Below are 22,608 nucleotides of genomic sequence, written 5' to 3'. Positions count from 1 at the left end.
GTGTGGTGGTCGTCGTAGTGGGGGGTGGCGGCGGAGGTGGCTCCGGCGATGGGGGAGGTGGCTGCACCGACTGCGTCACGGTGTGGGTCTGCGGCGGTGGCGGGGGTTCCGGTGACGGTGGCGGCTCGGCCGGGGCATCACCCGTGCTCGGCACCACGCTGACGCTCGGTGTCGTGGTGGCCGGGGCCGGCGATTCCTTGCTGGTCAGTGACACCATCATCCCGGTGAAGGCGATACCGGCGACCGCGGCCGCCGCGATGAACCACACGAGGGGGCGGCGGTACCACGGAAGCGGCGGGTAGTCGTCGTAGTCGTCTTCTGCCGCATGCGGATCGTGGCTGAACTGAAGTTCGGGCCGGGCGGTAGTGGGTTCGATGGGGCCGTGGTACTCGTCGTCGAGATCGACGGTGTAGGGGCTTTGGTAGCCGGTCTCCTGTAGTGGAGCCAGATCGGGCGCCGAATCATCTTGAGACCAAGCCAATTCCGGTGCGTCGTTGGCGGCAGCGGCCGCGGCAACCGGCGCGGCGAAGGTTCCGGTACCCGTTGGGGCCGGGCGCATCATGGTGGCGTCACCCGGTGGCTGTTCCACCGGGCGCATCGCGGTGGCGTCCTGCGGCGGCAGATCGGGCCTCGTCGCCAGCAGGGCCACGCCGCGCGCGGCTGCCAGCTGCGGCTGCGGACCGGTGATGACAGGTACTCGCATCCGCTCGGAAAGCTGTTGGGTGACAAGGGGAATGTTGGCACTGCCGCCCACCGAGGCGACCGCGGTGATATTCGCCGGATGAATTCCGTTGCGCTCCACGGTGTCCTGAATGGCATCGATCAGGCTGGACAACGGTCCGCGCAGGTGGTCTTCCAGTTCGGCGCGGGTGAGACGGACGTCCGTGGTGATCCCGGGCAGCTGCACCGGCACCGAGGTCGCGGTCTCGCCGGAGAGCCGCTCCTTGGCCAGTCGGCACTGATCGCGCAGCCGGGTCAGCGCACCCACCGATGTGGTGCCCTCGGGGTCCTGGTTCAGACCGGTAAGGACCTGGGTCAACAACATCTGGTCGACCTGCTGGCCGGAAAACTCGACGAATCGGATGGTCTGCCCGATCTGCTGGAACCCGCGCGCGGCATCGGCGAGCGTGATGCTGCTACCCGAGCCGCCGAGATCGCAGACCACGACGACACCGCGGTCGGGCGTGCCTGGACCGGCGGCCAATGACTCCAGGGCGGCGCGCGCATCCGGGATCAGTTTCAGCTGCCGACCACCCGGTGCAAGGGCGGGTACACGGTCGATCGCGTCCCTCAGAGTGCTGACGGTCTGCGGGCTCCAATGAGCGGGGACGGAGGCCGACAGCACCGGGGGTGCGGTGAAGTTCGCGGTGGAGGCGGCATCGGCGATCAGCACGCGCATCGCCTCGGTCAGCGCCCATTCGGCGCGGTGCACCGATCCGTCCGCCGCCACGATGCCGACCGGATCGCCGACTCTGCCGACGAATCCGGTGAGCGTCAGGCCGGGCTGACTGGGCACTCCCACCTCGGGCGGGCCGTCCTCATGCAGGGTGAGGATCGAGCTGCGCACGACGGGTTGGCTCTGCGGGTCGTCGGGTGTTGCGACCAGTTGAGTGGCGCCGATCGACAATCCCAGTGCGTTGGCCATACCTATCCGTTCGTTCTGCGGTGCTGTCGTGTTTCACCCCGCAGCCCAACAGTAGGGGATGACGGTCGTCACACCCCCTAATGACAGAACATCCCCTAACGTGCCTCCCCCAATGGGGCACTAGTGGGCAACGGGTTGCTCCCCGTAGCAGGGGATCCGCGTGGCTCATACCATCGCAGACATGGGCAATAACCTGTTGGATTTCGTCATGGCGCTGGTCCGTGACCAGGATATGGCCGCCCAGTATGCGGCCAATCCGCAGCAAGTTATTGCCGACGCACATCTGGAGGGAGTCCAGCCCTCGGATGTTTCCGCGTTGATTCCGGTGGTCAGCGAGTCGATGCCGACCAATTTGGGTGCACAGGCAGCCCAGCTGGTCGCCAATCCCGGAGGGACGGATCTGTCACATGCGGTGCATACGCCGCTGCCGGCCGACAACATCTGGGCAAGTGGTGCGGCGACTCAGGCCTTCGCGGCGTTCGACTCACCTTTTACGGCGCCGACACACGACCCAAGCCTGGACGCGGGGCTGCACGCAGCGACCAATGCCGTCTCGGATCTGGCCACTCGGCAGGACGCGATCACGGTTCCCGATCAGTTCAGTCCGTCGGCCGACAGCGCGGTCGCCGCGATCGACCAGCTCCATGCCCCGCTGCAGACCCCCAGCGCCGGGTTCGAGCCCCAGCATTTCGGGGCCGACGCAGGTGCGGCCGGTCCGATCGATTCCGGCCTGCACGATCCGTTCTTCGATCAGGGAAATCTGGGGCACGACGCTGTGGTCGACCACGGTCATCACGACACCGGAATCGACCACTTCTAGCGACGGATCGCCGGTTTCAGCCGCCAGTGCGATGCGCTCGCACCCTGTCGAGGGACAGCCGGGTGTCATCGGCCGCGAGCGCCAGTAGCAGGAATCCCCAGCAGAAGGTGGCCGCGAAAGCTCCGCCATTTTGCATGGGTTCCCAATGCACCGGCAGATGCTCGAAGAAGTACGCGTAGGCCATCATCCCCGCCGCGAGGACCGCGCAGACGCGTGTCCACAGTCCCGCCGTCAACAAGACGCCGAGCGCCAGCTCGAATACGCCTGCCCACCAATACGGCCAGTTGAGAAACGGCTCGGGATGTCCGGAGCCCGTAGGTGATCCGCTCCACCAGCCAAAGATCTTCTGGGCGCCCTCCAGGAACAGAATGACGCCGAAAACCAGGCGGGCACCCGTGGGAATCACCCACCGCAGGGTCTGACCGGCTTTCTGGGCGTTCATATGCCTGGTTCCTTCTACTGAGATGGTTCGGTGTGGCACCGGGGAACAGCACCGCCTCGATGAGGGTGTTTTTGGCTTTGAAGTGCAGCGATATCGATTTGGCCGCATTGGTGACGGCTCTGGACACGGCGCCATGGCAAATCTAATGAAGCTCATTCTGAAGGGCCGTCCGAGACACCCCCTAGTGGTCCCCTAATCCCCTAACGGGGGAGGTCACAAACCCCCATGGGGGATAGGCGGAGAAGGGGAAGTTTTCCCGTTTTCAGGGCACTTGCAGGTTCGTAGGTTTGTATTCAGTTCGACCGGACAGACCCGGTTGACTCCGATCATCAAAGGAGACCCAGTGTCCATCATCGACTTCATCCTGAACCTGTTCCGCGACCCCGTGCAGGCCGCAAGCTACGTCGCCGATCCGCAGGCCTCGCTGGCCAGTGCCGGGCTGTCCGCGGTCACCGCCGCACAGGTCGGCGCGGTCATGCCGGTCGTCGCCGAGTCGGTGGCCTCCAACTACGGCTACCAGTCGCAGTGGGTCAACACCGGCAACCCGATGCACGACCTGTCGGGCAACCTGCAGAACTACTACGGCGCACAGCCCGACGGCCCGAATATCCTGTCGCCGTCGCTGCTGAGCCCCCGGGACAACGATTTCATGAGCCACAACGACACCGACTTTGCGAGCCACAATCCGATCGCGAGCGGCAACCAGCTCATGAGCCCCAGCGGGAACGTCGACAGCTTCAATCGCGGTCCGCTGCTGGACTTGAGCTTTGGTGATCTGCAGTTCGGTAACCGCGACACCACCGCCATCGGTGACGGTGCCGTGGCCGTGGGCGGCAGCAACTCCGGTCCGATCGCCTCCGGCAAGGGTTCCACCGCAGTCAATGGCGATGTGCGCGATAGCAACATCATCAATGCCGACCACGGCAGCAGTGTCGGTGTGGACCAGAGCCAAACTCGGGTTGGTGGCGACTACACCAACGTCAGCGGGCACGGCTCTGCCAACATCGACAAGAGCGTGAACGTCGTCGACGACCATTCGCAGCGCAACACCACCAACATCAACGATTCGTTCAACACCGACCGCTCGACGAACATCGGCTCGGGCAACAGCACCAACATCGGCTCGGGTAACACCACTAACACCGAAATCGCGTCACACAACCAGGCGAATATCGGTACCACGACCAGCGGAGCAGGTTCGGCCGCTGTGGGCGGCAACGCTGGTTTGGCGGGTAACGCTGGTTTGGCGGGCAATGCTGGTTTGGCGGGTAACGCTGGTTTGGCGGGCAATGCTGGTTTGGCGGGTAACGCTGGTTTGGCGGGTAACGCTGGTTTGGCGGGTAACGCTGGTTTGGCGGGCAATGCTGGTTTGGCGGCTAATGCTGGTTTGGCCGGTAGCGCCGCGGTCGCAGGCAACGCCGCAGTTGCGGGTAACGCCGCAGTTGCCGGCAACGCTGCGGTCGGTGGTGGTGTGAACACCGGTATTGGTGCTGGCGTGGGTGGTGGCTCTCATGTTGGTGGTGCCATTGGTGGGGGTTCGCATGTTGGTGGCGCCATTAGTGAGTCGTTGGGTGGCTCGGGTTCTGTTGGCGGTAGCACTGCGGTCGGTGGTGGTGTGAACACCGGTATTGGTGCTGGCGTGGGTGGGGGTTCGCATGTTGGTGGTGCCATTAGTGAGTCGTTGGGTGGCTCGGGTTCTGTTGGCGGTAGCACTGCGGTCGGTGGTGGTGTGAACACCGGTATTGGTGCTGGCGTGGGTGGTGGCTCTCATGTTGGTGGTGCCATTGGTGGGGGTTCGCATGTTGGTGGTGCCATTAGTGAGTCATCGAGTGGCTCGGGTTCTGTCGGCGGCAGCACTGCGGTCGGTGGTGGCACCCACACCAGTGCCATCAACGATGCACTCAGTGGTTCTGGCTCTGTTGGCGGCAGCACTGCGGTTGGCGGCGGCACCCACACCAGTGCCATCAACGACTCGATGAACAGCTCGCTCAATGCCTCGCACAGTTCTTCGATGAACGAGTCGTTGAGCTCCTCGATGGGTTCGCATGCTGCGGCCGGTACCGGATTCGAAGCTCAGGGACATGCCCAGAGCCACGCGGCGGCGACCGACCACACCGCCCTGCCGGGCACCGAGCACCACTAATCCCCGGCGCGATGCCCCGCACCAGAAACGGTGCGGGGCATCCGCATGGGGCAATACTCCGACCGCGCTGACCTAGAGAAATGGCACAGTATGAGGAACTTCGAGCGAGAAGGGTTACGGGACCTTGTCTGACACCGCACAAGACGGCCAGCAGCTTGCGCTCATCAGCGAGCTGCTCGGGCATGTGCGCAAGATCGCGGGCGAGAACGATCGAGGCGATCTCATCGACCGCCTGGACCGTGTGGACCACATTCTTCTGGACCGTCCGCTGCGCGTGGTGGTGGCCGGGCAGCTCAAGCAGGGCAAGAGTCAGCTGGTGAACTCACTGCTCAACATGCCGGTCGCACGGGTCGGAGATGATGAAACTACCTCGGTGACAACCGTTATCAGTTACGGTGACCAGCCCTCGGCCGCACTGGTTGTTGCCCCCGCCGAACAGTACGACGGCGGCGGGCTTGCCGGAGAACCCGACATCATTCCGATTCCGGTGGCAGACATCGGCAAGGATCTCAAGCGGGCGCCGCAGGCACGGGGGCGCGAGGTGCTGCGGGTAGAGGTCAGGGTGGCCAGCCCGATGCTTAAAAGCGGTCTATGCCTGGTGGATACACCCGGGGTCGGCGGATTCGGGCAACCGCACCTCTCGAGCACGCTCGGTCTGCTTCCCGACGCCGATGTCATGCTCATGGTCAGCGACCTCAGCTCCGAATTCACCGAGCCCGAACTGGTCTTCATCCAGCAAGCACTTGACCTGTGCCCCGTCGCGGCGATCGTCAACACCAAGGCCGACCTGTACCCGCAGTGGCGTGCCGTGGTGGCCGCCAACTCCGCTCATCTGCAGCGCGCCGCGATCAGCGTTCCCGCCATCGCGGTGTCGTCGGCGCTGCGGTCGCATGCGTTGCAGCTCAATGACAAGGAGCTCAACGCCGAATCGAACTTCCCTGCACTGGTGACATTTCTGAGCAACGCCATCGCCGATCAGCAGGCCAACTCTAGGCAGCAGGCGATCGCTGAAATCGGTTCGGCATCAGAGCATCTCACCCTCACCCTGGATGCCGAGCTGAGTGCTTTGCAGGACCCACAGAGCCGAGATGAGCTCACCTCGGATCTGGAGCGGCGCAAGCGCGAAGCCGAGGAGGCGCTCGCCCATACCGCGCTGTGGCAGCAGGTTTTGGGTGACGGCATCACCGACGTGTCCACCGATGTCGAGCATGATCTGCAATCACGATTCCGGCGCATCCTGCAGCGCACCGAAGAGGTCATCGACCGCACTGACCCCACCAAGAACTGGGCCGAAGTCGGGGCCAAACTCGAAGAGGCTGTGGCCAACTCGGTGGGAAACAACTTCGTGTGGGCGCACCAGCGGGCGATGCATCTGGCCGCCCAGGTGGCCGAGACCTTCGCGACCGCGGGCATGGAATCGGTCAAGATGCCGCGCCTGCGGGCCAGCGAGATGGGCGCCGACCTGAGTGATCTGAAGTCGCTGTCGAAACTTGAGGCCAAGCCGATTAAATTGGGGCACAAGGCAATTACGGGGCTTCGCGGGTCCTATGGCGGCGTCATCATGTTCGGCATGCTGACCTCCGTTGCCGGGCTGGGAATGTTCAATCTGATTTCACTCGGCGCCGGCGCGATGCTGGGCAAGAAGACCTACAACGAGGACATGGAGAACCGGATGCTGCGCATCCGGGGTGAGGCCAAGACCAACGTGCGCCGGTTCCTCGATGACGTGTCCTTCGTGGTACTCAAGGAATCACGCGACCGGCTGCGGCTGGTGCAGCGGCAGCTGCGCGATCACTTCCGCGAGATCGCCAACCAGACCACCCGATCACTCAATGAGTCGCTGCAGGCCGCCATCGCCTCGGCGCGGTTGGAGGCCGAGGACCGGGATTCGCGTACCAACGAGGTGCAGCGCCAATTGCATATCCTTCGCCAGGTCAACACCCATATCGAGAGCATGGCGGGGGTTCGGCAAACGCCATGAGCAGCATTGAGCGGGCCCGCGTCATCATCGGCGACGCCCTGTACGCCTACCAGAGCGATCCGCGGTATCTGCGTGTCGCGGAGCCGCACGACGAACTGCGACACATCGCCGCCAGGCTCGATGAACCCATCCGCGTCGCCATCGCCGGAACCCTCAACGCCGGCAAATCCACTCTGGTCAATGCACTTGTCGGAGAGGACATCGCGCCCACGGACGCTACCGAGGCGACACGGATCGTGGCGTGGTTTCGGCACGGCGCCGCCCCGCAGGTCACAGCCAATCTCTTCAGCGGCGTGCGCCAGGACATTCCCATTCGTCGCGAGGGAGGGCTCTCCTTCGAACTTGACCGGCTGGATCCGGCTTCGGTGGCCGACCTTGATGTCAATTGGCCCGCGCCGGAATTGAATGAGCTCACGCTCATCGACACCCCGGGGACGTCCTCGTTATCCACCGATGTCTCCGAACGCAGCCTGGCGCTGCTGGTGCCCGAAGATGGCGTGCCCCGGGTCGACGCGGTGATATTTCTGCTGCGCAGCCTGAACGCGGCCGATATCGGGCTGCTCACTCAGATCGGCAAGCTTGTCGGCGGAGAGCGCGGCGGAGCTGTCGGGGTGGTCGGTGTGGTGTCGCGCGCCGACGAGATCGGCGTCGGCAGGCTCGATGCGATGTTGTCCGCACGTGAGGTCGCTGCCCGATTCGCCGGGGAGATGGAACGCACCGGCATCTGTCAGGCGGTCGTCCCGGTCGCGGGACTGCTGGCGCTGACCGCCCGCACCCTGCGGCAGGCGGAGTTCGTCGCGCTGCAGAAGCTGGCAGAACTGGACCCGCAGGTGCTGGCCAAGGCCCTGCTATCGGTGGATAGGTTTGTGCGCGAGGATGATTCGCTACCGGTCGACGCGCAGACCCGGGCCGCGCTGCTGCACCGATTCGGGATGTTCGGTATCCGGATCTCGGTGACCGTCATCAGGATTGGCGTCACCGATGCCACCGGGCTGGCCGAGGAGCTCCTGGAACGCAGCGGGCTGGTGGAGCTGCACAACATCATCGCCAACCAATTCGGTCAACGTGCCGGCATCCTCAAATCGCATACCGCGCTGCTATCGGCCCGGCAGGTGCTGACCTCATATCCGGTCCAGGGCGGGCGTCAGGTGATCGACGAGATCGACCCACTGCTCGCCGATACCCACGCCTTCGACGAGTTGCGGCTGCTGGCCGAGCTGGCCTCCCGAAGCACCACGCTCACCGAACACGAGACGGTGCTCATCCGCAGACTGCTGGGAGCCTCCGGGACGGATGCCTCCGCTCGTTTGGGTTTGGACGAGACGCGTCCGGATCCGCGGCGTGCGGCCCTTGATGCGGTGGGGCGCTGGCGGGCGCGGGCCGAGCACCCGCTCAACGATCCGTTCACCAGTCGGCTGTGTTTGGCGGCGGTTCGCAGCGCAGAAGGAATACTCACCCAATTGTCTGCGCACGAGCGCCCGGCATACTGAGCAGATGATGATGCGCCTGTTCATCGCCACCGTCGCCCTTGGGGCTGGATTCGGCACGGCGACGGCTGCGGCCGAACCGACCCCCAATCCGGCGGGGCCCGCACCTAAGCCCGTTCCCGCCAGCGTATGGATCAGCCCGGGTGAGATTCCGATGAGCAGTGATTACCACTGGTCAGCGGCCAATCCCACGGCAACCGGGAGGGCGGCCTTCCTCAGTATGCGGCTCTGTGGCAGCCCGTCGGCGGACGTGCTGCCACCGGCATCGGCCATCGCCACCCAGGCTGCCTCCGGTACGGCGGCGTCCGTCGTGCAGGCGGCAGGTCAGTGGCCCGAAGGAAACCCCGATGGCGCCGCGGCGTTCCAAAGCGGTATCCGGTCTCAGCTGAATTACTGCCCGGGAGTCGGTGACGTGATCAGCGTCGACCTGCGCCCCGCGCCGTCGTGGTACGGCTTTGCGGCGACGTTGTTGGTCGGCAAGGAGCGCGACAACCCCACCAGCGAGGTGCACATCTACAACGTGGTTCCGCCGGAGTCGGGCACCGTCTCGGAGCTGGCAGTCACCGTGCCCCGGACGGGCCGCGAGCCGTCGCCATGGAAGCCGGTCGATGACGCCACGGTTCTGCGGGCGCTGGCCCAGCCGCTGTGCAAGGGCTCCTGCTAGCGCGGGACTTGCGGTGACGATGCGCGGGTGGCTGCGGGCGGTTTCGGCGGTGGCCGTGATCGTCGGCCTTACTACCGCGGTTCCGGCTGCCGCGGAACCGAAGTCTGTGCCCGACAGCGTGTGGACCAGCCCCCGAGACATCCCCATGGACAAGGTGTCGCATTGGGCTCCCTTGTCGCGCAACGCGACTGTTGTGGACCGTCCATCATTCTGGTCGGCGAATCTCTGCTTCTCGCTGGGCGAGAATTTGCCGCAGTCACCCGAATCTGCCTCCGCGACAGTCAGCTCTGACGAATCGGGTTGGACGGCGGTGCAGGTGATCGCGCACTGGCCGGGAGACACTTTGGTGACCGATCAATACGCGTCGACGGTGTACCGGTCGTTGCGTGCGCGACTGGACCACTGCTTCAACGCCATTGGCGCTCAGGTCAGCGTGACTGACCTACCCAACGGCCACGCGGCCACTGTGACGCTGCCGGCGCAGGGCGGCAAGCAACCTCAGTACCACCTGTACGTGGTGCAACCGCCGGGCACCGGGACGGTGGCCGAACTGACGGTCACAAACGCCATCACCGGGGCGGCCGGCGCTCCATGGGTAGACGCTGACGACCACCAGGTTCTGCGGGACGTGGCGGCACCAATTTGCCGGACCGCCAAGAGCGCTGCCTGCTAAAAATCGGTGCTCGATTTGTGCCGATGCAGATGCCGAATCACCACCATCGCGTGCCCTTGACGGCGTAGCGTCCCAGGCATGCACGGACGCGGAGTCCTCTCAGTCGTATGCGGAATCGCGACGATCATCGCGATGGCCGTTCTGCTGACCCCGGTGTCGATTCAGGTCGGTACGGGTGACTCAGCGCAGACCGTGACCTGCGGTATGCCCGTCGGGCCCCGACTGTCCCGATCCGCCGAGCTCGACAAGATGAGTTCCGCGCAGAACCAATCGACCAACTATCACGACCAGTGCGCCGCCAAGCTTGACACTCGCCGTATCTGGGCCATCCCGATCGGCGTGCTGTCCTTCGTGATTGCGCTATGCGCGGCAGGCCACCTGTGGAAGGAAAACGCCCCCGGCAGCCCGGCGCAGACGCATCATGGTCTGTCCGGGCCGCCCGGGATGCGAATGGCTCACTGACCCCCGACGGGCACCTGGATGTTGCCGCCGCCAGGAATCGGGACGACTACAGCGGGACGAGTGGTCGTCGTCGGCTGGGTTGTCGTGGTTGTCGGCTGAGTGGTCGTCGTGGTGGTCGAGTCGGTAGTCGTGGTGGTGGTCGTCGGCTGAGTCGTCGTGGTGTCCTGACTGGTGGGCGACTCCGAAACCGTCTGAGTTTCGGTCACCGTCGAATTGCCGCCGCCGTTGTTTCCGCCGTGACCGCCATGGCCCTCGTGGCCGCCGCCGCTGGAACCCGCAGGTGTTGAGCTTGTCGTCGAGGACACAGATGATGTGGTGCCCGCCGGGGCGGGCTTGTCGTCGCTACGTGTGATCACCAGCGCGGCAATCACGGCGATGACGGCCACGCCCGCGCCCGCCAGCGCGATGAGCACTGCAGGTTGCTTGTACCAAGGATTGGGCTGGTCGGGCCCCTGGTCGTGGTACTGCTGGTTGAACATCGTCGGGTCTTCTGGCGGCTCCGGGTAGGACATGGTGCGGAGCGTAACCCAACTTCCTTAAAGCCCGGGGATTTGCGGGATCTGTGGAATCGGCGGGATTGGGGGTATCGGCGGGATCGGCGGAATGGCTGGTGGAGACGGAATCGCGGGTATCCGATAGCGATACGTCGGCGACGTCGTGGTCTCGTAGTACGTGGGCTCGGATGTCTGAGCGGGCGCCATCGGCTCTTGTGGCGGCTCGGTCGTGCTGGGCGCGATCGGCGACGACTCCGGCGAGGGCGTAGTCGTCGCCGAGGTGGGGGTTGTGCTCGAGACAGCGGGCGTCGATGTCAGTGGTGTGTTGTCCTTGACGACGCGCTTGTCGGTGGACAGCACGATGGTCATGAGCACCGCGACGATCGCGATGATGGCGGCGATGGTGCCCACGATTGCGGGCCCGGTTCGATACCAAGGAGTGGGCTTCTCGTTCTCCTCGATCATCTCCGAGAAGTAGCTCTCATCCTCGGGTGGACTGGGTGTCTGGCTCATCAGGGCAGGAGCCTAACCGAAGAATGTCAGGCGAATTGCGGTATCACGGTCGAAGCGAAGAACTCCAGGTGATCCAGGTCCCGCATGTCGAGTAGCTGGACGTACACCCGCTGAACGCCGGCATCGACGTAGACCCTCAGTTTTTCCGCCACTGCGTCGGGAGTACCTGCGAGCGGACTGTTTTCGGTGATTTCATCCACCTCGCGGCCGGCGTTCGCCGCGCGGCGTGCGATATCGGCATCCGTGTCACCGATGCATAGCGCGAAGGCCGCCGAGTAGATCATCGAATCCGCGGGCCGTCCTGCGGCTTCCACCGCTTGCGCCACCCGCGCATATCGGTCGGTGACGACGTCGACGGGCTGGAACGGCAGGTTGAACTCGGCGGCGAAGCGGGCGGCCAGGGCCGGGGTGCGCTTGACGCCGAGACCGCCGATGACGATGGGTGGGTGCGGTTCCTGTACCGGTTTGGGCAGTGCGGGCGAGTCGGTCACCGTGTAGTGCTTGCCCGCGTAGGAGTAGGTATCGCCGGTGGGCGTGGACCATAGACCGGTGAGGATGTCCAGCTGTTCTTCGAGACGGTCGAACCGCTCGCCGAGCGGCGGGAAGGGCATCGCGTAGGCCTCATGCTCCTCGTTGAACCACCCGGCACCCAGGCCGAAATCAACTCGGCCGCTGCTCATCTCGTCTACCTGGGCGACGGTGATCGCCAGCGGTCCCGGATGGCGGAAGGTCGCCGAGGTGACCAGGGTGCCCAGCCGAATGGCCGTGGTTTCCCGGGCCATCGCCCCGAGGGTCACCCATGCGTCGGTGGGCCCGGGCAGCCCGTCCGCGCCGCCCATCGCCAGGTAGTGATCGGACCGGAAGAACGCGGAGAACCCCAGCTCTTCGGCTGCCTGCGCCACCCGCAGCTGCTCTGAGTAGGTGGCGCCTTGCTGCGGTTCAACGAATACCCGGAAGTCCATGACCGCCAGCGTACGTAAGGCCGCATACCCGGGCACAGGTGACTTGTGCAGATGGTTACGGTGAGTGGACAGAATGTGCGTGAGTTGACGGGGATGCGGCGAAACGAGGGAAAGTGATATCACGCGTTGCGGTTTCGGTCATGGCCGTATTGGCTCTGACCTTAGGTGTCGGGTTGTCGGGATGTTCCGGCGCCGATAGGGGCACCACCTCCTCCATACAATCGTCACGATTGCTGGACTTCTCTGCCCAGACCATCGATGGGGCCGACTTCGCGGGCAGCAGCCTTGCCGGGAAGAAGGCGGTGCTGTGGTTCTGGGCGCCGTGGTGCCCGACATGTCAGAAGGAAGCCCCCGATCTGCAGAAGGCGGCCACCGCACATCCGGACGTCACCTTTGTTGGTGTGGCCGCGCAGGACCAGGTGCCCGCGATGCGCGACTTCGTGAACAAGTACGGCCTGACCTTTACTCAGCTGGCCGACACCGACGCCAAGGTGTGGGCCCTGTACGACGTCACCCATCAGCCGGCCTTCGCGTTTCTGGGATCCGAGGGCAAAGCCGAGGTGATCAAGAGCCCGCTGTCTGGGCCGGATCTCGACAAGAAGATCGGGCAGTTGCACTGATACCGCGGTATCGACGTGATTGATACCGCAGCACTCACTTTCGCGCTGGGGGCCGGACTGGTGGCGGCGCTTAATCCGTGTGGATTCGCCTTTCTCCCGGGCTATCTCGGCCTGGTGATTGCCGGAAGCGATGGCTCCACGTCACGGCTGACCGCGGTCACGCGGGCGGCGACGGCGACAGTGGCGATGGCCGCCGGATTCCTGACGGTCTTCGGGATTTTCGGTCTTGTCATCTCACCGGTGGTCGCCTCGGCCGGCCGGTACATGCCCTTCGCGACCGTGGTGATCGGTATCGCCCTTGTGGCGCTGTCGATTTGGCTGCTATCCGGCCGTGAGCTCTCCATCGTGCTGCCGCGGGTCGCCGGCGCGGCACCGACCTCGTCGTTGCTTTCGATGTACAGCTACGGGGTCACCTACGCGGTGGCGTCATTGTCTTGCACCGTGGGACCGTTCCTGGCGGTCATCAGTACCACCTTCAAACAGGGATCGATCGTCTCGGGTGTGCTGGCCTTCCTCGCCTACGGGGCGGGTATGGCGGTGACCGTGGGTGTCGCGGCGTTAGCCGTTGCCCTGCTGGGTAATTCGGTGCAAGCCAGCATGCGCAAGGTGCTGCCCCATGTGGGTCGCATCGCCGGGGTGATTGTGCTGTTGACCGGTCTGTACATCACCTACTACGGCTACTACGAGATTCGGCTGAACTTCGGCGACGGGAGCGCCGACGATCCGGTGATCAACGCGGCCGGCACGGTGCAGACCTGGCTGGTTGGTGTGGTGGATGCCACCGGGGTGTGGCCGCTGGTGGGCGGTATCGCGCTCATTGTGGTTGTCGCGGCATTGAGTTCGTACGCGGTACGGAGAAGGCGCTAGGCGATCCGGGGTTTGGGTACGGCGAATGGACGGACGGGCGAACCCACGCGCCGGTAACCTGAGGGGCACCAGCTGACTGCGAGGGGGACGATGATGGCCAGGGTGTGGATCAAATCTGGGGTGGCACCGATGCTGGCGCTGGCCGCTACGGTTGCGCTGGCGGGGTGCCAGGACGACCAGCCGTTGCGCCGCATCGCCGCGGACGGTTCCTCGACGTCGGCGGCCACCAGCTCCTCGAGTGCCGCGCCGTCGACGACCCCGGTAAAGCCGGTTCGTACGCCGGCGACCGACGAGGCCGCTATCCGTGCGCTGTTCGAGCGGGAGCGGCAGGCCAATGAGAACTACGACATCGACGCGCTCGTCGACGTCAGCTGCGCGCAGTACAAGGATGCGACGCGGGCGGCGATGATGAAGGCAGTGCAGCCGATGTCGGCGATGGGGACCGCCCAGGAGGCTCAGAACCTCGATACCGTGCAGCGGGTGCCGGCGCTCTTGCAGCAGAAACACCCGAAGATGTCGATCGAGACCGCCAAGGCGATGGTTGAGGCGTGGCACCGCCAGGATGAGGCCGCGTACCAGGCCGCGCAGCGCAAGATGCTCGCCGAACTCACCGTTGTCCAGGACTGGAAGGTGGAGAACCTCAAGATCACCGGTGATACCGCGACCGCTGATCTGATTTCCACGACCGCATTCGACCAGTACCCGCCCCAGACTCAGACCAACCACATCCCGTTGCTCGTCGAGAACGGCGAGTGGAAGGACTGCTTCCCACCGCCGCAGGGCTAGTCAAAACCCCTAGTAGAAGGGGTTTTCATCGTTTGGGAACAAATATGGGCGGTGGCCCGTTGAGCTGTATGTCGAACTTGAGTCACATTGACTCAACTATGGCTTGACGAAAAGGTCCGGACGAGGCAAACTTGAGCGGATCTCACTGAAGGCAATGAGGTAACCAACAGGAGGAATGAACTATGGCTCGTGCGGTCGGAATCGACCTCGGGACCACCAACTCCGTTGTCGCCGTCCTCGAAGGCGGCGACCCGGTAGTTGTCGCGAACTCGGAAGGCTCTCGCACCACCCCATCTGTCGTTGCGTTCGCGCGCAATGGCGAGGTACTGGTCGGGCAGCCCGCCAAGAACCAGGCGGTGACCAACGTCGACCGGACCATCCGTTCGGTCAAGCGTCATATGGGCACCGATTGGACCGTCGAAATCGACGGAAAGAACTACACCCCCCAGGAAATCAGCGCCCGCACGCTGCAGAAGCTGAAGCGCGACGCCGAGGCCTACCTGGGTGAGGACATCGAGGACGCCGTCATCACCGTGCCGGCGTACTTCAACGACGCCCAACGTCAGGCGACCAAGGAAGCCGGCCAGATCGCCGGCCTGAACGTGCTGCGCATCGTCAACGAGCCGACCGCAGCCGCTCTGGCCTACGGCCTGGACAAGGGCGAGAAGGAGCAGACCATCCTGGTCTTCGACCTCGGTGGTGGCACCTTCGACGTTTCGCTGCTGGAAATCGGCGACGGTGTCGTCGAGGTTCGTGCGACCTCCGGTGACAACCACCTCGGTGGTGACGACTGGGACGAGCGCATCGTGACCTGGCTCGTCGACAAGTTCAAGGCCAGCGCCGGTATCGACCTGACCAAGGACAAGATGGCGATGCAGCGTCTGCGTGAGGCTGCCGAGAAGGCCAAGATTGAACTGAGCTCGAGTCAGTCCACCTCGATCAACCTGCCGTACATCACGGTTGACGCGGACAAGAACCCGCTGTTCCTCGACGAGCAGCTGACGCGTGCCGAGTTCCAGAAGATCACTCAGGACCTGCTGGACCGCACCCGTAAGCCGTTCCAGTCGGTGATCAAGGATGCCGGTGTTTCCGTTGCCGACATCGACCACGTCGTGCTGGTGGGTGGTTCCACCCGTATGCCCGCGGTCACCGACCTGGTCAAGGAACTGACCGGCGGCAAGGAGCCCAACAAGGGTGTCAACCCGGACGAGGTTGTCGCCGTGGGTGCCGCGCTGCAGGCCGGTGTGCTCAAGGGTGAGGTGAAAGACGTTCTGCTGCTTGACGTCACCCCGCTGTCCCTCGGTATCGAAACCAAGGGTGGCGTGATGACCAAGCTCATCGAACGCAACACCACCATCCCCACCAAGCGGTCGGAGACCTTCACCACGGCGGACGACAATCAGCCGTCGGTGCAGATCCAGGTGTACCAGGGTGAGCGCGAAATCGCTTCGCACAACAAGCTCCTGGGCTCCTTCGAGCTGACCGGCATTCCGCCGGCGCCGCGCGGTGTGCCGCAGATCGAGGTCACCTTCGACATCGATGCCAACGGCATCGTGCACGTGACCGCGAAGGACAAGGGCACCGGCAAGGAGAACACGATCAAGATCCAGGAGGGCTCCGGCCTCTCCAAGGAAGAGATCGACCGGATGATCAAGGACGCCGAGGCGCACGCCGACGAGGACAAGCAGCGTCGCGAAGAGGCCGATGTCCGCAACCAGGCCGAGTCGCTGGTCTACCAGACGGAGAAGTTCGTCAAGGAGCAGCGTGAGCCGGCCGAGGGCAGCGAGAAGGTTGTCTCTGACGAGACACTGTCCAAGGTCGACGAAGCCATCAGCGAAGCCAAGAAGGCGCTGGAAGGCACCGATATCGGCGCTATCAAGGCGGCGATGGAGAAGCTCGGCGAGCAGTCGCAGGCGCTGGGTCAGGCCATCTACGAGGCTGCGGCCGCCAAGGCTCAGGCCGAGGGTGCTGGTGCCGAGGGTGGCGCCGGCTCCGCCGATAGCGATGTCGTTGATGCCGAGGTTGTCGACGAGGAGAAGGACAGCAAGTGACCCCGTCAGGTGGGCAAGATCGGGAAGAAGATCGCGAACCGGTGACTGTCACCGACAAGCGCCGGATCGATCCCAACACCGGCGCGGTCCGCGAAGAGGCGAAGGCGGCCGGAGCTGCGGGGTCGGCGACATCCAACCCCGAAAAGAAGGCTGCTGCAGCGGAACCGGGTGCTTCGGCACCCGGGGCCGCGGCCTCTGAGGGCGACTCGGATGCGGATGCCAAGGTGGCCGAATTAACGGCCGACCTGCAGCGTGCGCATGCCGATTTCGCCAACTACCGCAAGCGGGTGGAACGGGACCGGCAGGCCGTCATTGACTCGGCCAAGGCATCCGTGGTGACTCAGCTGCTGGGCGTGCTCGACGACCTCGATCGCGCGCGGGAGCACGGCGACCTGGAATCGGGTCCGTTGCGCAGTGTTTCGGACAAGTTGACGGCAGCCTTCGAAGGGCTGGGGTTGGCAACGTTCGGCGCCGAGGGTGACGACTTCGATCCCTCGTTGCACGAGGCGGTTCAGCACGATGGCCAGGACGGCCACCCGGTGCTGGCCGCGGTGCTGCGCAAGGGCTACAAGATGGGCGATCGGGTGCTGCGCACCGCGATGGTCGTGGTCACCGATGGCGACAAGGCCGAGCAGGAACCTGGAACCGGCGATGCCGAAACCAAATCCGAGACAGAATCAGAGTAAGAACTGCACAGTAGGACCCGATGGACGCGAAGGAGGTGATGTCGGGTGACGCAACGTGAATGGGTCGAGAAGGACTTCTACAAGGAGCTCGGCGTCTCCTCCACCGCGACCCAAGACGAAATCAAGAAGGCCGCGCGCAAGCTGCTGGCCGAGAATCACCCGGACCGAAACCCCGGAAACCAGGCTGCTGAGGACCGATACAAGGCCGTCAGCGAAGCCAAGGATGTGTTGTCCGATACGGCCAAGCGCAAGGAGTACGACGAGACCCGTCGTCTCTTCGCCGGCGGCGGATACGGACGGCGCTTCGGCGACAACGGATTCGGTGGCGGTGGCGGATTCAGCGGCGGTGCCAACAGTGCCGAGTTCAATCTGAACGATTTGTTCGGTAATGCCGACACCTCTGGCGGCGGCGGAATCGGCGATCTGTTCGGTGGACTGTTCGGCCAGCGCGCCCAACCGCGCGCCAGCAGGCCGCGTCGCGGCAACGACTTGGAAACCGAAACTCAGCTCGACTTCGTCGAGGCCTGCAAGGGTGTGTCGGTTCCGCTGCGGCTGACCAGCCCCGCGCCATGCACCACCTGCCACGGCAGCGGCGCGCGCCCGGGTACCAGCCCGAAGGTCTGTGGCTCGTGCAACGGCAGCGGTGTCATCAACCGCAACCAGGGCGCCTTCGGGTTCTCCGAGCCGTGCGCAGACTGCCGCGGTACAGGCTCGATCATCGAAAACCCTTGCACGGACTGCCAGGGCACCGGTGTGACTACCCGCACGCGCACCATCACCGTGCGGATCCCACCGGGAGTCGATGACGGACAACGTATTCGGCTGGCCGGGCAGGGTGAGGCAGGCCTGCGGGGCGCGCCGTCCGGCGATCTGTACGTCACCGTGCATGTGCGGCCCGACAAGGTGTTCACCCGCGATGGCGACGATCTGACTCTCACCGTTCCGGTGAGCTTCACCGAATTGGCGCTGGGAGCCACGGTTTCCGTGCCGACACTGGAAGGTCGCGTCGGAGTGAAGGTGCCCGCGGGTACCTCCGACGGGCGCATCCTGCGGGTACGCGGACGCGGGATTCCGAAGCGCGCCGGCGGAAACGGCGACCTATTGGTCACCGTCAAGGTCGCGGTGCCCTCGAAGCTGGAAGACAGTGCGCTGGAAGCGTTGCAGCGCTATCAGGTGGCAGAGAAGGCGAGTGGGTTCGATCCGCGAGCGGGTTGGGCGGGTGCGCGATGACGTCCTCGCAAGGAGGCGGCGGCACCCCCCGGCGCCGCCAGCCCGAGCGAGGCGCACGCACCTTCCTGATCTCTGTGGCCGCTGAGCTCGCCGGTATGCACGCGCAGACGCTGCGCACGTATGACCGGCTGGGCCTGGTCAGCCCCGAACGCACCACTGGTGGCGGTCGGCGCTACTCGCAGCGTGACGTGGATCTGCTGCGCGAGGTACAGCGTCTGTCGCAGGATGAAGGCGTCAATCTTGCTGGCATAAAACGGGTTATCGAACTGACAAACCAGGTTGAGGCGTTACAGGCCAAGCTGGCCGAGCTGACGGCCGAGGTGGCCCAGCTGCGCGCCGCGACGGCGGGCCGCGAGGTCGCGGTCATTCCTAAGAGCACCGCGGTGGTCGTCTGGCAGCCGCGTCAGCAGCGCTAAAGGGGATCGTGCTGAATTCTGGAGGCGTCAGCTCCCTTTGATACCAGCGCTTCCTTGGTGGCCTGGATCATGGACGCCGAGCCGCCGAGCAGGATCTGCCGGTCGCCCCAACCGCCGTATGCCGTCACCACTTCCGAGAGCAGTCCCGTCTGGCGGACATGGAGGCCGCGGGGCGGTGTCGGATCGTGGTATTCGGTGGCCCAGTCCGGGTTTCGCGGGTATTCGGTGACCGGCGTGACCGACAGCCAAGGATTGATCGAGGCGATATGCCAGAGTGTCCACAGGTCATAGAGCTCCTGCGGATAGCGTGCCCCGTAAAACAGGTGCACTCTTGGGTTTTCGGCCCACTGGGATAGTTCCATGATGAGGCAGCGCAGCGGTGCGATACCGGTACTGCCCGCGACCATGAGTATGTCTCCGCCGTCTCGATTCACCGACAGCGCGCCGAGTGGCGGTGAAATCCGCCAGGTGTCACCCACCTTGGTCTTGTTGACCATGTCGCCGCTGACTAGTCCACCGGGTACCGCCTTGACGTGAAATTCTATGTAGCCCTCGGGATCCGGCGGAATCGCCAGACTGAGATAACGCCAGTTTCGCGGGCTTTGCGGCACCTGGACATGAACGTACTGTCCGCAGTGATACTGCATGGGCGTGTTGAGCTTCAGCCGGATTAGTGCGAGATCCCTGGAAGTGCGGTGATATTCGATGACCTTGCCGTCCCACCAGGGCTGGCCGATGTCGGAGGCGGCGGCGCTGCGCATCACCTCGATCATCACCGTGTACACCTCGGTGGCGGTGGCCTCCATCCGCTGATCCCAAATCGGCGCCAGCACCTCCCGCGTGGTGTCCAGCAGGGCTTGGCGCATGGTGTCGTACTGGCTGTTGGTGGCTCCGAACTTGCGGTGGTCGCGGCCCAGCTGGGCTAGGAAGTTGACCAAACCCTCGGTGCGGTAGGCCGCCATCTCCCAGAGCACGAATTGGAGTGCCTGACGGAAGTGCTCGCGTTGTGCCGACATGTCGGCGGGGAAGAGATCGCCGACTGTGGGATCGATGGCGAACCAGCGGATGTAGAAGCTTCGGACAAGTTTGTTTCCCGATAGCTCGACCCCGCCGACCAAGTCGTGCAGTGCTTCGACGTCCTCAAGCCCCACGAGCTTCCGTTGCCTAACCTTTCCGGGGTTCTCCTCTACCGAGAGGCCAGTCTAGAAGGGAAATTCCGGGCCTGTCTGAGACTGTGTGAGGCCAGACTGGCGGCAGATGACCTGGCGGTGCGTTCATCCGTGTGCTGACTGAACCGCCGTGGGCGCTCTTCCTTCACTACAGGCCTGGTGGAGAGCTTTGATCGTCGTTTGCCAATGTTCTGTGGCCGCGGCATCCGGGCAATTGTGAGATCGATTGCACTACGTACCCCATCCATCGAGTGGCGCGGTACCGCCGAGGTACCCGCGATACGTTTGCCTGGTTAATCACTCCAGTAATCCCGGTCGCCGGTTTCGCGGAGTACAAAGGGTGTCACTACCTACGAGGGAGTGCGCTGTGGGCGATCCGTACGACTCGGCGGATGTCGTCGCAGATTTCTTCTATCCGCACCCTCCGGGGCGCGTATGGAATGTTCTGGTCGACCCCGACGTCATGGGGGACTGGTTCGTCGAACAGGTTGGGTTTCGTCCGGAGGTGGGTACGCGGTACCGGCTGCTGGATCTTCCGGTGCCGATTGCCAACTATTCGGGGGATATCGCGTGCGAAGTTCTAGTGGCTACGCAATACAAAAAGCTGGCAATTTCCTGGTGGGATACAAAACTGGATGCCCCGGTTGCCTGGCGAACGACGTGGACTCTTGTTTCGGTGCCGGAGGGCACTATGGTGACCTTGAGCCGGCCAGCATTCGATAGCGATGACCCAGCTGTGCACAGGATGGCGGCCCTTTCGGACTTGTTCTGGCCCACTGCGATGACCAAGCTGGGGCGCCTCATCGATCGTGCAGCGACTACCTCGAGAGACGGGGATGGCGTTGAGCGCTCATGCGGATGAGTTTGCTTGGCTAACAGATGAGAACACGGCGGTAACCCAGATTGGTGGGGTATGAAAGATAACCCAACCGATCTGGAGAGTGCCGTGCCCGACGACGCGAACGACATCGCCACTATCGTTCTTGACCAGTTCTATCCGCATCCGCCCGAGAGGGTATGGAGCGTGATGGCTTGTCCGGATGCCATGGAGGAATGGCTGATGGACCCGATCGGATTTCGGCCCGAGGTCGGAACCCGGTTCCGCTTCACGTCCTTTCCCATACCCATGGCCGACTTCTCTGGCGCGCTGTCCTGCGAGGTGCTCGCGGCTACCCCCAATGCGGTGCTGTCCATCCGCTGGTGGGATATGAAATCGGCGAAGAACAGGGAATGGACCGTGACGTGGACGCTGCACGAGGTGCCAGGCGGCACCATGGTCACCCTGCGCCATGAGGGATTCGACCCTGACGACTCCGCTTCGCGGGTGTACCGAACGCTCTCCGAGCGCGGCTGGCCCGGGACGATGGGCAGACTCGGTCGATGTATCGACTCTGCCCGGACCGGCGACGATCAGCCGCCGCACTGTCTGGTCACCGATGTATCCGCCTGATTGCCCACACGTCTTACACAACTGCGGTATCCCAGGGGTATGACCGCGTCGCCGGATGACCTGACATCGGTGACAGTTGGGCAGTTCTTCCCCTATTCGGCGGAGCAGGTCTGGCACGCCATGACATCGCCCGCCTCGATCTCGGACTGGACGACCGACCTCGTCGGGGACTCCGTCGAGACGGGTAAATCGTTCGCGTTCACCACGTTCCCGATGCCGGAGGTGAATTTCGACGGCCGTGGGGACTGTGAGTTCACCGACGTCGTACCCAACGAACGTTTGGCGTACCGGTTTACCACGCCCGAGAGTTCGTTGAATCTGCAGGCCACCTGGACGCTGCATCCAGAAGCGGGCGGAACGCGATTACTGGTAGTACACAACGGATTTGATGTCGCCAACCCGGTTCATGGACGACTCCGGATTCTTGTTCGGGACATCTGGACATTGGTCATGTCCCGGATTGCGGAACTGATGGCTGCTCCGGAAGCCGGTGCGGGGCCCCCGCCAGACGACGCGACGTCATTCAGTCTGGGCGAGTTCTATCACCATTCGCCACAAACGGTCTGGCAGGCCATCACCTCGAAGGAGTTTGTGGGCGAACTGGTCAACGACCACGATCTCGGAGTGGTGGAGACGGGCGGGCGGCTCACCGTGACCACCTATCCGATCCCGCTTGTCGGGTTCGGCGGGCGGGTGGACATGGAGTTCTTGGAGGTGCGCGAGCCCGAGCTCATCGTGTGCACGTTCGAGATTCCCATCATGGGTGGGATCACCGCACTCAATATGACCTGGCGGCTGCGTCCGCTGGACGGCGGAACTCAACTGTGGTTCCGGTTGAGCGGATTCGATCCGGAGTTCCCGCTCAATCGTCAGGTGCGGTCGGTCTTACGGGGAGGGGCGGTTCCCGTCCTGTCCCGACTCGGCGAGCTGCTGGAGGGGCGCGGCCCCCAAGAGTGAGCGCCGATTCGGGCACGACGGCACCATCTCGTTCCGGAGCATCGCTTGGTGTGATGAGGTAGACACTGCAGCCGGAAAAAATCCAAAGTT

23 protein-coding genes are annotated in these 22,608 nt (G+C 64.2%); 17 read left to right on the top strand and 6 right to left on the bottom strand.

The features are described from left to right. On the bottom strand, positions 1–1,645 hold a 1,645-nt coding region (locus tag B4393_RS07005; protein WP_078333500.1), incomplete at its 3' end, for an Hsp70 family protein. Positions 1,646–1,826: 181 nt separating this feature from the next. Between B4393_RS07005 and B4393_RS07000 the strand changes: the two genes are divergently transcribed. Then, a complete protein-coding gene (locus B4393_RS07000) occupies positions 1,827–2,465 on the top strand; it encodes an Rv0340 family IniB-related protein (RefSeq protein ID WP_078281310.1) in 639 nt (212 codons plus the stop codon). A gap of 16 nt (positions 2,466–2,481) precedes the next feature. Here B4393_RS07000 and B4393_RS06995 read toward each other — a convergent pair whose 3' ends face one another. Next, complete coding sequence (locus tag B4393_RS06995; protein WP_078333524.1) at positions 2,482–2,871, bottom strand: DoxX family protein; 390 nt, start codon at positions 2,869–2,871, stop codon at positions 2,482–2,484. A gap of 379 nt (positions 2,872–3,250) precedes the next feature. On the opposite strand from B4393_RS06995, the gene B4393_RS06990 reads away from it, so the two are divergent. From B4393_RS06990 to B4393_RS06965, 6 genes are all read left to right on the top strand, one after another. After that, complete coding sequence (locus B4393_RS06990; RefSeq protein WP_078333499.1) at positions 3,251–5,050, top strand: IniB N-terminal domain-containing protein; 1,800 nt, start codon at positions 3,251–3,253, stop codon at positions 5,048–5,050. A gap of 124 nt (positions 5,051–5,174) precedes the next feature. Next, complete coding sequence (locus B4393_RS06985) at positions 5,175–7,031, top strand: dynamin-like GTPase family protein (RefSeq protein ID WP_078333498.1); 1,857 nt, start codon at positions 5,175–5,177, stop codon at positions 7,029–7,031. Further along, a complete protein-coding gene (locus B4393_RS06980; RefSeq protein ID WP_078282443.1) occupies positions 7,028–8,521 on the top strand; it encodes a dynamin family protein in 1,494 nt (497 codons plus the stop codon). Before B4393_RS06985 ends, B4393_RS06980 begins: the two co-directional genes overlap by 4 nt. Positions 8,522–8,525: 4 nt before the next feature. Then, positions 8,526–9,182, top strand: a complete 657-nt coding sequence (locus B4393_RS06975) for a hypothetical protein (RefSeq protein ID WP_070938151.1) — start codon at positions 8,526–8,528, stop codon at positions 9,180–9,182. A 19-nt stretch (positions 9,183–9,201) separates the two neighbouring features. Continuing rightward, on the top strand, positions 9,202–9,855 hold the full coding sequence (locus B4393_RS06970; protein ID WP_070938152.1) for a hypothetical protein: 654 nt from the start codon (positions 9,202–9,204) through the stop codon (positions 9,853–9,855). A gap of 78 nt (positions 9,856–9,933) precedes the next feature. After that, positions 9,934–10,317, top strand: coding sequence for a hypothetical protein (locus B4393_RS06965; RefSeq protein WP_070938153.1), 384 nt, complete (start codon positions 9,934–9,936; stop codon positions 10,315–10,317). Here the strand turns inward: B4393_RS06965 and B4393_RS06960 are convergent. The 3 genes from B4393_RS06960 to B4393_RS06950 are packed head-to-tail and all read right to left on the bottom strand — an operon-like array spanning position 10,311 to position 12,286. Then, complete coding sequence (locus B4393_RS06960; protein ID WP_078333497.1) at positions 10,311–10,796, bottom strand: hypothetical protein; 486 nt, start codon at positions 10,794–10,796, stop codon at positions 10,311–10,313. The two genes, B4393_RS06965 and B4393_RS06960, sit on opposite strands and share 7 nt — an antisense overlap. 57 nt (positions 10,797–10,853) lie before the next feature. Beyond that, complete coding sequence (locus B4393_RS06955; protein ID WP_078333496.1) at positions 10,854–11,324, bottom strand: hypothetical protein; 471 nt, start codon at positions 11,322–11,324, stop codon at positions 10,854–10,856. Between the two features lie 26 nt (positions 11,325–11,350). Next, positions 11,351–12,286 carry an LLM class F420-dependent oxidoreductase gene (locus B4393_RS06950; RefSeq protein WP_078333523.1) on the bottom strand — a complete coding sequence of 312 codons (936 nt, stop codon included), beginning with the start codon at positions 12,284–12,286 and terminating at the stop codon, positions 11,351–11,353. 140 nt (positions 12,287–12,426) lie between these two features. Between B4393_RS06950 and B4393_RS06945 the strand changes: the two genes are divergently transcribed. The 7 genes from B4393_RS06945 (at position 12,427) to B4393_RS06915 (ending at position 18,942) form a co-directional block, all read left to right on the top strand. Next, positions 12,427–12,906 (top strand): TlpA family protein disulfide reductase, encoded by a 480-nt coding sequence (locus B4393_RS06945; RefSeq protein WP_070938155.1) that lies wholly within the window; start codon positions 12,427–12,429, stop codon positions 12,904–12,906. Between the two features lie 15 nt (positions 12,907–12,921). Beyond that, positions 12,922–13,773 (top strand): cytochrome c biogenesis CcdA family protein, encoded by an 852-nt coding sequence (locus tag B4393_RS06940; protein ID WP_078333495.1) that lies wholly within the window; start codon positions 12,922–12,924, stop codon positions 13,771–13,773. 93 nt (positions 13,774–13,866) lie between these two features. Then, positions 13,867–14,559 carry a hypothetical protein gene (locus B4393_RS06935; RefSeq protein ID WP_078333522.1) on the top strand — a complete coding sequence of 231 codons (693 nt, stop codon included), beginning with the start codon at positions 13,867–13,869 and terminating at the stop codon, positions 14,557–14,559. 182 nt (positions 14,560–14,741) lie between these two features. Then, complete coding sequence (gene dnaK, locus B4393_RS06930; protein ID WP_078333494.1) at positions 14,742–16,610, top strand: molecular chaperone DnaK; 1,869 nt, start codon at positions 14,742–14,744, stop codon at positions 16,608–16,610. Continuing rightward, on the top strand, positions 16,607–17,296 hold the full coding sequence (grpE, locus tag B4393_RS06925; protein ID WP_078333493.1) for a nucleotide exchange factor GrpE: 690 nt from the start codon (positions 16,607–16,609) through the stop codon (positions 17,294–17,296). The genes dnaK and grpE overlap by 4 nt, the downstream gene beginning before the upstream one ends. A 45-nt stretch (positions 17,297–17,341) precedes the next feature. After that, complete coding sequence (gene dnaJ / locus B4393_RS06920) at positions 17,342–18,526, top strand: molecular chaperone DnaJ (RefSeq protein WP_078282435.1); 1,185 nt, start codon at positions 17,342–17,344, stop codon at positions 18,524–18,526. Beyond that, positions 18,523–18,942, top strand: a complete 420-nt coding sequence (locus tag B4393_RS06915; protein ID WP_070938160.1) for a heat shock protein transcriptional repressor HspR — start codon at positions 18,523–18,525, stop codon at positions 18,940–18,942. Before dnaJ ends, B4393_RS06915 begins: the two co-directional genes overlap by 4 nt. Here B4393_RS06915 and B4393_RS06910 read toward each other — a convergent pair. Beyond that, a complete protein-coding gene (locus B4393_RS06910; protein ID WP_078333492.1) occupies positions 18,939–20,093 on the bottom strand; it encodes an FAD-binding oxidoreductase in 1,155 nt (384 codons plus the stop codon). The genes B4393_RS06915 and B4393_RS06910 overlap by 4 nt on opposite strands. A gap of 385 nt (positions 20,094–20,478) precedes the next feature. On the opposite strand from B4393_RS06910, the gene B4393_RS06905 reads away from it, so the two are divergent. Genes B4393_RS06905 through B4393_RS06895 form a run of 3 tightly spaced genes read left to right on the top strand, consistent with a single transcriptional unit; the run spans position 20,479 to position 22,518 of the window. After that, positions 20,479–20,973, top strand: a complete 495-nt coding sequence (locus B4393_RS06905; protein WP_236743122.1) for an SRPBCC family protein — start codon at positions 20,479–20,481, stop codon at positions 20,971–20,973. Between the two features lie 51 nt (positions 20,974–21,024). Further along, on the top strand, positions 21,025–21,561 hold the full coding sequence (locus tag B4393_RS06900) for an SRPBCC family protein (protein WP_078333491.1): 537 nt from the start codon (positions 21,025–21,027) through the stop codon (positions 21,559–21,561). A gap of 39 nt (positions 21,562–21,600) precedes the next feature. Then, positions 21,601–22,518 carry an SRPBCC family protein gene (locus B4393_RS06895; protein WP_078333490.1) on the top strand — a complete coding sequence of 306 codons (918 nt, stop codon included), beginning with the start codon at positions 21,601–21,603 and terminating at the stop codon, positions 22,516–22,518. Positions 22,519–22,608: the final 90 nt, after the last annotated feature.

Origin of the sequence: Mycobacteroides franklinii (genome assembly GCF_002013895.1) — a bacterium.
Taxonomy (GTDB): Bacteria; Actinomycetota; Actinomycetes; order Mycobacteriales; family Mycobacteriaceae; genus Mycobacterium; species Mycobacterium franklinii.
This window is presented reverse-complemented; position numbering and strand designations above follow the sequence as displayed.